This window comes from Pirellulales bacterium, from assembly GCA_035939775.1.
Taxonomy (GTDB): Bacteria; Planctomycetota; Planctomycetia; order Pirellulales; family DATAWG01; genus DASZFO01.
Map to the genome: position 1 here is coordinate 1 of DASZFO010000294.1, position 10628 is coordinate 10628.

Here is a 10628-nt window from a genome sequence, read left to right on the forward strand (position 1 = left end):
TTACTCACCAAAAAGTCGTTGCCGAAGCTGGTGCCGCCATTTAGGCTCAGGTCGGCAAAAAACTGAGTCGTCGCAAATGTCGCATCGGCGCGCGTGTCGTACCAGGATGAGGCCAGATTGCCCGTCGTCTGATCCACGGCAATACGCGGCTCGAACGAACTGCCAGAAACGGCCGCGGATATGGCTCGACTGTTCACCCAAGTTTGTCCGCCGTCTTTCGACGTAAGGTATCGCACTTGCGTCTGATTCGGCTGGCCGGGCAACGCCGTGGCAACGGTATACACCAGATAGAGGTTGCCATTGCTTGCCCCTCCGCTGTGGTCCCAAGCCAAGCCGGCTTCCGCGTCAGCGCCCTGGTCATTATTGGTGCTGTCCTTGTTCAGGACGGCGGAGAGCGAGTAGCTTCCGCTCAGGCCGTTGCTTGTTGCGATCACTGCATTGCCGAACGACGCGGACTGTTTCACATAATCGATCGCAGTGCTGGCGTTCACATAAACGTTCGAATTCGTCGTGTTCTTGCTGGCGAGATTATTCTGGTAGGTGACCGCCACGCTTCCGCCGGGACCGACAGCAATGTCGCCGTAGTTGATACCCTGCGTGAATGCGTTGCCGGACGGATCGAGCATCGCCACAGGTTTGGTGAAGTTGCCGACATTAGCAGCGCCGGCGCCGCTGATCATCGCGCCCGATGCCACGATTTGGTTGGAGGAATTCCGCCAAGTCAGCCAGACGCTGGACGACGTCTTGGTGGGGCCTGGGCCGGTGACCACGGTCGGCTGGTCGTTGCCGGTGCCGCTCACTCCGGTGAATGTTCCGACCTGGTTGTAGGTCTGCCCGCCATCGGTGCTTTCGGCGAGAACGACATTGGTATTCGCGCGAGTATCCATGTACGCAACGAATTGGTCGCCAAAGCCGTCGGATGCGGAAGTCGGATCGGCAAAGCCGCCGGGGATCCCCCCTCCACCGTTTGCGAAGAGGCTGCTCGTCCAGGTTTTCCCCCCGTCATTGCTGACCGCCTTATACAAACCGTTGTCTGTATTGGTTGCTGGGGCGAAGGTGATCGAATAGGCGACGATGTTGAGCGGGTTTTTCTGGTTAATCGAAATCGTCGGCTCAAATTGCGGCCGCATCACGAACGCCCCGCCCGCGTTGTTTTTGCTGTTGGTGTTGACATCGGTCCCAACAGTGATTTGCTGCGCGTTTGCCGCCGCTGCGGAGAACGCAAGCGCGCCCACCAGCGCAACAAGAATAGCCGTGAATCGCAAAGAAGTACAACGAACCGAGGTATGCATAACTCCTCCTACCATTGAAAGACGTGGCCGATTCGGCCATGGTCCAAGGTTGGTATTCTGCGCCAGCGAAAGAAGCGCAGAGCAGACCCGAAAACTCGAGTTCGGCAGGATTTCCTCGATGAAACCGAGCGACCTTGCCGGTTTCAATGCGTTTGCCCTGGGCCCTTGCTCAAGCAGAGCAAAGGGTAAGAAAGTTGAAGCTGGCTTCATTAGCGGTCTCTCCCCCGACGCAAGAACCGCCGCCTATCGGAGGTCTTCGCCGATGACGGTTGCCCAGCGAAATCTCCCCCAATAGAAGAAGAGTGTAAGTATCGCTCTCTCGATTGCAAGCGAATTCTATTCATTTATTTCGGAACCATGAAAAACGGCTAGTCACCGGCTGCGCCTTTGCAGTATTGTGGAAGCCGATTTGCGATCGATCGCCGAGATCGACGGCTACCTTCGTGTGATTCACCACTCTGCCTGAAATGGAAGGCAATGGGAGCGGCGAAGATGAACGGCTGGCTGCTGTTGCTTTCCGTTGCCGATGGTTCGGGGCAAAGCCCGTCGATCTTCGATCCGGCTTCCCACCCCGCGGAATCGATCCGCACGCTGTCGATCCTGGTCTTTGCGATCGCCGGTTTCATCTTTTTGGTTGTCGAGGGGGTGCTGCTCTATTCTCTGATTCGATTTCGTCGGCGAGGCGCGGCAGCGGCGAACCCATCTCCCGAGCCGCCGCAGGTCTATGGCAGCACGCCGATCGAGATCGCTTGGACGGCTGCGCCTCTCTTGATCGTGACAATCATGGTCTTGGTCACCGCGCGGACGTTGTGGGACGTTAGTCCTGATCCACCGAAGCCTAAACCGGACGACAACGCGCTCTTCGTCACCGTAGTGGGCCGTCAATGGTGGTGGGAATACCGCTACGATCAATTCGATGGCCGACCGCTCGGCTTCATCACTGCCAACGAATTGCACATTCCGGCGAGCGACGAGGGACGGCCGCGATCGGTCTATCTTTCGCTCAATTCGGCCGATGTGTACCACAGCTTCTGGGTCCCGCGGCTGGCCGGCAAGACGGCTTTGATCCCCGGAAGAACCAATTCGATGTGGTTCCAAACTCGCGAGGCGGGGCTCTACGTCGGGCAATGCGCCGAATACTGCGGCACGCAGCATGCCAATATGCTGCTTCGCGTGGTGGTCGACACGCCGCGAGACTTCAACCGCTGGCTCGAAAACGAACGGAAGCCCGCTGCGGATGATCCGGATCAGGCGGCCCGCGAAGGCAAGGCGGTTTTTCTTTCCCAGTCTTGCGTCAACTGCCACCGCATCTGCGGAACCACCGCGGCAGGCAGCTACGCGCCGGACTTGACCCATTTGATGAGCCGCGCGACGCTCGCCTCGGGGATGATCCCCAACGACCCGGAAGGAAAACGCCTTCACGATTGGATCGTCGACCCGCAGAAGATCAAGCCCGGCTGCTTGATGCCGGCCTTTGGCTTGAGCGCCACTCAAATCGACTCGATCGTGAACTACTTGCGAACGCTGCGGTGAAATGGCTGTTGTCGAACAAGAACGAGTTGCGATGGCGCCCCAGAACTCCTGGACCGGCGTGCTGCACGAGTGGGTCACCACCGTCGACCACAAGAAGATCGGCATCATGTACGTGTTGATGGCGGTCGTCTTCCTGATCGTCGCGGGGTGCGAAGCGATCTTTATGCGATGGCAACTGTTTTATCCCCACAACACCGTCCTGGGACCAGACACGTTCAATCAGCTATTCACGATCCACGGCACCACGATGGTGTTCTTCATGGGGATGCCGATTCTGATCGGGATCGGCAATTATCTCGTGCCGTTGATGATCGGGGCTCGCGACATGGCCTTTCCGCGATTGAACGCGATGGGGTTCTGGGCGACGTTGTTCGGCGGCGTGCTCGTTTATCTCAGCTTCATCACGGGGGGCGCCCCGGCGATCGGCTGGTTCGCCTTGGCGCCGCTCACCGAGCGCACCTTCGCCCGCAGCGCCGCCACCGACATGTGGGCGCTGGGGCTGGTCGTGAGCGGGATCGGCACGATCGGCGGCGGGGTGAATTTCATCGCGACCATTCTGGGGATGCGCGCCCCCGGCATGGAGCTGCGCAAAGTGCCGTTCTTCGTGTGGACGATGCTTTGGACCTCCGTGCAGATCATCATCGCCCTGCCACCTTTGACCGCCGCGCTGGTGATGGTGCTGCTCGATAGGAGCTTGGGCGCACATTTCTTCGATCCGCAGAGCGGCGGCTCGGCGCTACTATATCAGCACATGTTCTGGTTCTTCGGGCATCCTGAGGTTTACATCCTGATCTTGCCGGCCTTCGGGATGATCTCGGAGGTGATCCCGGTCTTTTCGCGGAAGGTGCTCTTTGGCTACGAGTTCATGGCCGCCGCCACCGCGGCCATCGCATTCATCAGCCTCGGAGTCTGGGCGCATCACATGTTCACGGTGGGCATGACTCGCTGGCAGAATCTGTTCTTCGTGGTGACGACGCTGCTCGTTTCGGTGCCGACGGGGCTCAAGTTTTTTAACTGGCTGGCCACGATGTATGGCGGCCGGATTTCGTTGGCCTCCCCGATGCTGTTTGCCTGCGGCTTTCTCTCGATGTTTCTGATCGGCGGTTTGACGGGCATCATGCTGGCGACCGCCCCGCTGGATTTTCAGCTCAACGATAGTTACTTCGTGATCGGCCATTTCCACTGGGTTTTGATCGGCGGCACCGTGTTTTCGGTTTTCGCCGGCATTCACTATTGGTATCCCAAGGTGACCGGCCGGATGCTTTCCGAGCGGCTGGCCCGATGGCAATTCTGGTTGCTGCTGATCGGCTTCTTCGTGACCTTCGGGCCGATGCACATTTCGGGGATGCTCGGCATGCCGCGGCGGATTTTCACTTACGAATCAGACCGAGGCTGGGACATTTGGAATCAAATCTCCACGGTTGGCGCGCTGATTCAAGTTCCGAGCTTCGCGATCTTCGCCGTCAATCTGCTGTGGTCGCTGCGCCACGGCAAGCCCGCGGGCCAGGATCCTTGGGATGCCTGGACGCTGGAATGGTCCACCACGTCGCCGCCCCCGCCGTATAACTTCGAGGAGATTCCGATCGTGCGCAGCCGGCGGCCGCTGTGGGACTTGAAGCACCCCGATGATCCGGATTGGAAATATGAGTGAAGCTCTCGAAATCCGTCGTGCCGCGCTCTCGCCTCAACAATGGGGCATGCTGAGTTTCTTGTTCTCGGAAGTGGCGTTCTTCAGCACGCTGATCGTCGCGTACGTCGCCTTCATGGGAACGGATCAATCCGGACCCACGCCGGCGGTGCTGTCGCTACCGCTGGTGATCTGCACGACGATCTGTTTGCTATCGAGCAGTGGAACGGTGCATCTCGCGGAGAAGCGTTTGCGAGCGGGCGCTCGTGGGGCGTTCATCGTCTGGTGGTTCGTCACGATCGTGCTCGGCGCGCTTTTTCTGTTGGGAACGGCGTTGGAATGGCGCGAGTTGATTAGCGAGCACCATTTAACGATCGGCCGCAACCTATTCGGCTCGACATACTTCACGCTCGTCGGGTTTCACGCCTTGCACGTGACGGCCGGGGTGATCGCGATGCTCATCGTTTTGGGGCTCGCACTCCGCGGCGCGGTGACGGCGGAGAATCAGACGGGCGTCGAGTTGATCTCTTGGTATTGGCATTTTGTGGATGGCGTTTGGGTCGTCGTGTTCAGCGTGGTCTATCTAATCGGACGGTGAGACTGTGGAAGACGATCGGCAGCCAATCTCGAATCCGCATGCACCCGACGACCGCGGCGCTGTGGAAATGCCAAAGGCCACCGCCGCGCCATTGGTGCTGGCTTTGGGCATCGTGCTTCTAGCCGCGGGGGTCGTGCTGGGAACGGCGATGACCATGGTCGGCGGCGCGCTTCTTTTCATTGGCTTGGGCGCGTGGATCGCAAACCTCCTGCCGGGGCGCGGCCATTTTTCTGAAGCCTTTGTCGAATCCGAGGAGCGTGCCCGTGCGGTTCAAAGCACAGCCGGCATGGTCGAGCGAATGGCGACCGGTATGCCGGGCCGTCGCGCACAATTGCCAGACAGGGTGCACCCAATTTCCGCTGGCGTCAAAGGAGGCATCGTCGGCGGGCTGGTCATGCCCCTGCCCGCGTTAATCTACGGAGCGATAAGCGGACATGGAATCTGGTATTCGGTGAACCTACTGGCCGGAATGGCGCTGCCGGGGATCGATAAGATGAGCGTCAGCGAACTCGATCAGTTTAACCTCGCTTTTCTAATCACGGGGATTTTCATTCACGCTGCCACGTCGATCGTAGTGGGCCTCGCCTACGGCGTGCTGCTGCCGACGTTGCCGCACATCGCCAAACCGATCGCCTGGGGCGGCCTGCTGATGCCCGTGCTTTGGACCGCCGCGAGCTTCTTCGGGATGCTGGCTGTCAGCCGCGCGCTTTACCGTGGAATCGACTGGCCGTCGTTTATCTTCTCGCAGTTTATCTTCGGCGTCGTCGCCGCGCTGGTCATCATGCGGGCGCGGCGGCTCAGCGGACTGGCGGCCGGAATCCTCGCGGGAGTCGTCGGCGGATCGTTGATGCTCATCCCGGCGGTGTCGTGGGGATGGCTCACCGGCCACGGGATTTGGTATCCGGCGAATCTGTTGGCGGCGATGGTTGTCCCGCAGATCGGCCAAGCGCCGCTCGCCGATCTCGAGCAGTTTCATCAGGATTGGCTGATGTATGCAGTCGCGATTCACGTTGTGATGTCGATCGCGTTTGGCATCGTCTACGGCCTGCTGTTGCCAAAGCTGCCGGAGATTCCCGCGGCGATGTCGTGGGGCGGACTGCTGATGCCCGTTCTGTGGACGGCGGCGAGTTATAGCCTGATGGACGTCGTCAATCCGGTCTTGCGGCAGCGCGTCGATTGGCCGTGGTTCGTCGTCTCGCAGTTTGTGTTTGGAATCGTCGCGTCGATCGTCGTCGAGCGATCCGAGGAGATAATAGTTCCGCCCGCGGGGCATGGGACAGCCAATGTAGTAGGCACACTCCGTGTGCCGTAGCCGCCACGGCGCACGGAGCGTGCCTGCTACTTTCATCGCGGCTTCGCCACGCCGATCCCGTAAATGACAGTTGTGTTCCGGAGAGCGACAGTGATTTCAACGCTGAGGGCAAATCGCGAAACGATACGACGGGCGCTCGACCGCCGATGCGTGTGCCTCGTCGTCTGGCTCTGGTTGCTCTCGGCCGCCGGCTGCGATTTTCCGGGAAGGCCGAATCCGGCCGATCGGCCCGTGCCGCCCGAGAAGGTCTTGGATTTCAGCACGCTATTCCAACAGAACTGCGCCGGCTGTCACGGGGCCAAGGGCGAATTCGGCCCAGCGCCGCCTCTCAACAGCAAACTATTCCGCGCGCTCGTGACCGAAAGCGAACTCGAGCGAGTTATCAGCGAAGGCCGTCCTGGCACACCGATGCCTCCTTTCGCTCGCTCCAGCGGTGGGAGCCTTACAGCGGCACAGATCAGGGTGCTGGTATTCGAGATTAGGGGGATCTATTACAAGGCGGTTACAGACGCGGCATCGGGAACGACGACGATCAAATCGGCTGTCGATTCGCAGGCCATCAAGCCGGCATGGGGCTCACCCAATCCCTATTTCGCCCCGGCAAACGCACCGTCCTATTCGGCGTTCGCCATTAGACCGCCTCGGACGACCGAAACTTTTGAGAAGATCCGGGCGACGACTTTCGTCCGCGCGTGCGCCGGATGCCATGGCAGCCGCGGCCAAGGGGGTGAAACGGCCGGAGCCATCAATGATCCGGCGCTGTTGAGTCTGGCCAGCGATCAGTTGCTGCGGCGCTTGGTGATCACGGGGCGGTCCGATTTGGGCATGCCCGATTACGCCGGCACGAGCGGCCGATCGCCCGATTTCCAGCCGTTGAGTTCCGCGGAGATCGCCGATTTGGTGGATCTGCTCGGCTACTGGCGACAAGTGGGAGCGACGGCCGACGCGGGCAAACAGCCGCTTGGCGCAACCAATTCTTTCCGCGGACCGAATCAGAAACGAGCCCCAGATGGAAAGTCATCCTGACTACGGCGCCGCGACGTCGAACCCCGTCGCGGGACGCCGCTCATTCTTGCAATGGCTCACTTACGCGCTGGGGGGCATTGCCGCCGCGCTTGCCGGCATTCCGCTTATCGGCTATTTCTTGGGGACACCGAAGAGAAGGGTTGAGTGGGTCAACTTGGGATGGGTCGACAAGTTCCCGCCGAATGAAACGCGCGTGGTCGCGTTCGACAATCCGCTGCGGACGCCGTGGGACGGCGCGACCGCGCAGACCAACGTCTTCGTGCGTTACGAGGGGAAAGACGCGAGCCAAGCCGATCAGTTTCTGGTGCTTGGCGTCAATTGCGCGCACCTGGGATGCCCGGTCTCGTGGTTTCCGCAGTCTGGGCTGTTCATGTGCCCATGCCACGGCGGAGTTTATTACGCCAACGGCGAGCGGGCTTCCGGCCCGCCGCCGCGCGGTCTCTTTGCTTGCGTGTGGCGAATCAGCGCTGGGAAGTTGGAGATTCAGGCCCCGCACTTTCCAACATTGCAAGACACTTTGAAAGAACCGGCGTGACCAAAGCTCGAACCGCAACTTGACGAACTAGCCCGAAGCGCAAGCGAGGGAAATCGATACCACTCCCTCGCTCGCGCTTCGGGCTAGTGTTGACGATAGATGATCTAGACTGAGGAATCATCGATGAAAGGCTGGCTCAAGTCGATCGGCCGATGGTTCGACGAACGGCTCTATGTTCGCGCGACGCTGATGCCGATGCTCGAGCATCCGGTTCCGCGGAAAGTGGCCGGTCCGCTGGGCTGGTGGTATGTGTTCGGCAGCGCCGCGCTCACGTTGCTCGTGATTCAAATCTTGACAGGGATCGGTCTGGCGTTCGTCTACGTGCCTGCCGCCGACAAGGCCTACGACAGCCTGCTGTATCTGAACTATGAGCAGCCGCTGGGCTGGTTCCTGCGGGCGCTGCACTATTACGCCGGGTCCGGCATGATGGTTATGCTACTCGTTCACATGACCCAAGTCTTCCTGCATGGGGCGTATAAATACCCGCGCGAGCTGACATGGATCGTCGGCGTGTTCTTGCTGCTTTGCACGCTGGGCATGTTCTTCACCGGCCAGGTGCTGCGGTGGGACCCAGACGCTTATTGGGGCCTGGCGGTCGGCGGCTCGATGGCCGGGAGAGTGCCGGTCGTCGGACCGCAAGTGGTTCACGGGGTTCTCGGCGGGTCGGTCATCGGCAGCACGACGTTGAGCCGCTTCTTTGCGCTGCATGTGTTCATCATTCCCGGCTCGCTGTTGTTGCTGTTGGCGATTCATCTCTGGCTTGTGCTCAAGCGTGGAATCAGCGCTCCGCCGGTGCCGGGTGAAACGGTCGATCCGCGGACCTACGACGCCGAGTACGAGAAGCAGCTCGAGGAGGGAGTACCGTTCCTCGGCGAGGCGATGCTCAAGGACGCGGTCTTCTCGGCGCTCGCCGTGATCATCGTGGTGGCGATCGCGGCGATCGTCGGTCCGAAGGGTCCATCCGGCCCCGCTGACCCCACGCTGAGCGGAGCGAATCCGCGTCCGGAATGGCCGTTCCTGTGGCAGTTCGCGCTGTTGTCGCTCAGCCCGCCCGGCGCGGAAACGTTTCTGATTCTAGTGTTCCCGGTGATTCTTATTCTCGCTCTGCTGGCCGTCCCATTTGTTTCCAATCGGGGCGAGCGAGCGCCAAGCCGCCGTCCGGTCGCCGTGCTTTCGGTGATCGTGATCTACACCGTGCTCGGTATTCTCACTTACGAAGGCGCGACCTCGCCCTGGTCCCCCGCGATGACGGCCTGGAGCGGCGATCCAGTGCCCGAGAGCATCATCAAGCGGTCCAGCCCGAGCGAGCTGGTCGGCGCGGCCGTATTCCAGAACAAGAACTGCCGGAACTGCCATGCCCTGGAAGGAATTGGCGGACGCCGCGGTCCCGATCTGACCACGGTCGGCAGCCGATTGACGCAGGGTCAATTAATCGATCAGGTGAGCAACGGCACGCCCGGCGGCGGCAACATGCCCGCTTACGGCCGTCAGTTGAGTCCGGCCGAGATGACGACGCTCGCGGAGTTTCTCGTGAGCCTGCGGTCGCCGGGCCAGCCGCCAGCCCGAGTGGCCATCGGCCCGTCGCCGGAAAAAAGCGGAACGGAAAAGACCGAGCCATGAACCCGACGCTCGAGGCCGCGCTGCGCTCCTGGCCCTTCGATCCGTGGCTCCTCGCGGCGCTTTCGATCACCGCCGCCATTTATCTTCGCGGCTGGCTGAGCTTGCGGCGCCGCGATCCATGGCGCTGGCGCCGCGGAAGGCTTGCAGCTTTTTTTATCGGGCTGACGGCGATCTATCTGGCCCTGGCCTCCCCGATCGAGCCGTTCAGCGCGTTTCTCCTCACGGCTCACATGCTGCAGCATCTGCTGCTGATGATGGTCGCCGCGCCGCTGGTTTGGCTGGGCGCGCCGCTCGTCCCCTTGCTGCGCGGTTTGCCGCGACCGATTCGCGCGGTTTGGATCGCGCCGCTGTTTCGGTCGCGGTCAATCCGTTTCGCGCTCGCCCGACTCACGAATCCCGGGACCGCGCTCGCGCTATTCGTCGCGGCCACGTGGTTGTGGCATCTGCCGGCGGCCTATGACTTGGCGCTGCGATTAAACGGTTGGCACTATTTGCAACATACGTGCTTCTTCGCCACGGCGCTCGTGTTCTGGTATCCGGTCATCCGGCCGTATCCCGACCGTTCGCGCCGATCCGATTGGCTCTTGCTTCCCTATCTGCTCGCGGCGGACTTGCAGAACACGATCTTATCCGCACTCTTGGCGTTTTCGTCCCGGCCGCTCTACCCGTATTACCTGCAGGTTCCTCGGCTCTCAGGCATTTCGGCCGAACAAGATCAAGCGATCGCGGGAGTCACGATGTGGCTCGTCGGATCGTTGGCCTATCTGGCGCCGCTAGTTTGGATCGGCATTCGCCTGCTATACGGCGATCGGCCGTTCTCACCGATGCGCGTTCCGGCGCCGATTCGGCCGGCACAGCATTCTCCCCGACGCCCGACTACGGGCGCGTTCGACCTCTTGCGCCTCCCGGTGCTCGGCCGATTCTTGAAATCGCCCCATGCCCGGCTCGCATTGCAACTGCCGCTTTCCGTTCTGGCGATCTTGATCATTGTCGACGGCTTGTTCGGGCCCCAGGTCGGCGCAATGAATCTGGCTGGTGTTTTGCCCTGGATTCACTGGCGCGGTCTGGTCGTTTTGGGGCTGCTC

At 61.0% G+C, this 10628-nt stretch carries 9 protein-coding genes; 8 read left to right on the forward strand and 1 reads right to left on the reverse strand.

What is annotated here, in order from left to right; genetic code table 11:
* A partial coding sequence (locus VGY55_18255; GenBank protein HEV2971922.1) for a hypothetical protein occupies positions 1-1265 on the reverse strand: 1265 nt, incomplete at its 3' end.
* A 519-nt stretch (positions 1266-1784) separates the two neighbouring features.
* Here VGY55_18255 and coxB point away from each other — a divergent pair.
* The 8 genes from coxB to VGY55_18295 form a co-directional block, all read left to right on the forward strand.
* A complete protein-coding gene (gene coxB / locus VGY55_18260; protein HEV2971923.1) occupies positions 1785-2825 on the forward strand; it encodes a cytochrome c oxidase subunit II in 1041 nt (346 codons plus the stop codon).
* 1 nt (position 2826) lies between these two features.
* Positions 2827-4476, forward strand: coding sequence for a cytochrome c oxidase subunit I (gene ctaD / locus VGY55_18265; protein ID HEV2971924.1), 1650 nt, complete (start codon positions 2827-2829; stop codon positions 4474-4476).
* Positions 4469-5050 (forward strand): heme-copper oxidase subunit III, encoded by a 582-nt coding sequence (locus tag VGY55_18270; GenBank protein HEV2971925.1) that lies wholly within the window; start codon positions 4469-4471, stop codon positions 5048-5050. Before ctaD ends, VGY55_18270 begins: the two co-directional genes overlap by 8 nt.
* Positions 5051-5117: 67 nt before the next feature.
* Positions 5118-6362 (forward strand): hypothetical protein, encoded by a 1245-nt coding sequence (locus VGY55_18275; protein HEV2971926.1) that lies wholly within the window; start codon positions 5118-5120, stop codon positions 6360-6362.
* Positions 6363-6512: 150 nt separating this feature from the next.
* Positions 6513-7388, forward strand: a complete 876-nt coding sequence (locus tag VGY55_18280) for a c-type cytochrome (GenBank protein ID HEV2971927.1) — start codon at positions 6513-6515, stop codon at positions 7386-7388.
* Positions 7372-7923 (forward strand): Rieske 2Fe-2S domain-containing protein, encoded by a 552-nt coding sequence (locus tag VGY55_18285; protein ID HEV2971928.1) that lies wholly within the window; start codon positions 7372-7374, stop codon positions 7921-7923. Before VGY55_18280 ends, VGY55_18285 begins: the two co-directional genes overlap by 17 nt.
* A gap of 123 nt (positions 7924-8046) precedes the next feature.
* Positions 8047-9543: a cytochrome b N-terminal domain-containing protein gene (locus VGY55_18290; protein HEV2971929.1), complete on the forward strand. Its 1497-nt coding sequence runs from the start codon at positions 8047-8049 to the stop codon at positions 9541-9543.
* Positions 9540-10628 (forward strand): cytochrome c oxidase assembly protein (locus VGY55_18295; GenBank protein HEV2971930.1); only part of this gene is annotated, 1089 nt, incomplete at its 3' end. The genes VGY55_18290 and VGY55_18295, both read left to right, overlap by 4 nt.

Coding starts and splice junctions, on each gene's coding strand:
- coxB (HEV2971923.1), top strand. CDS start 1,785: ATGAACGGCTGGCTGCTGTTGCTTTCCGTTGCCGATGGTTCGGGGCAA.
- ctaD (HEV2971924.1), top strand. CDS start 2,827: ATGGCTGTTGTCGAACAAGAACGAGTTGCGATGGCGCCCCAGAACTCC.
- VGY55_18270 (HEV2971925.1), top strand. CDS start 4,469: ATGAGTGAAGCTCTCGAAATCCGTCGTGCCGCGCTCTCGCCTCAACAA.
- VGY55_18275 (HEV2971926.1), top strand. CDS start 5,118: ATGCCAAAGGCCACCGCCGCGCCATTGGTGCTGGCTTTGGGCATCGTG.
- VGY55_18285 (HEV2971928.1), top strand. CDS start 7,372: ATGGAAAGTCATCCTGACTACGGCGCCGCGACGTCGAACCCCGTCGCG.
- VGY55_18290 (HEV2971929.1), top strand. CDS start 8,047: ATGAAAGGCTGGCTCAAGTCGATCGGCCGATGGTTCGACGAACGGCTC.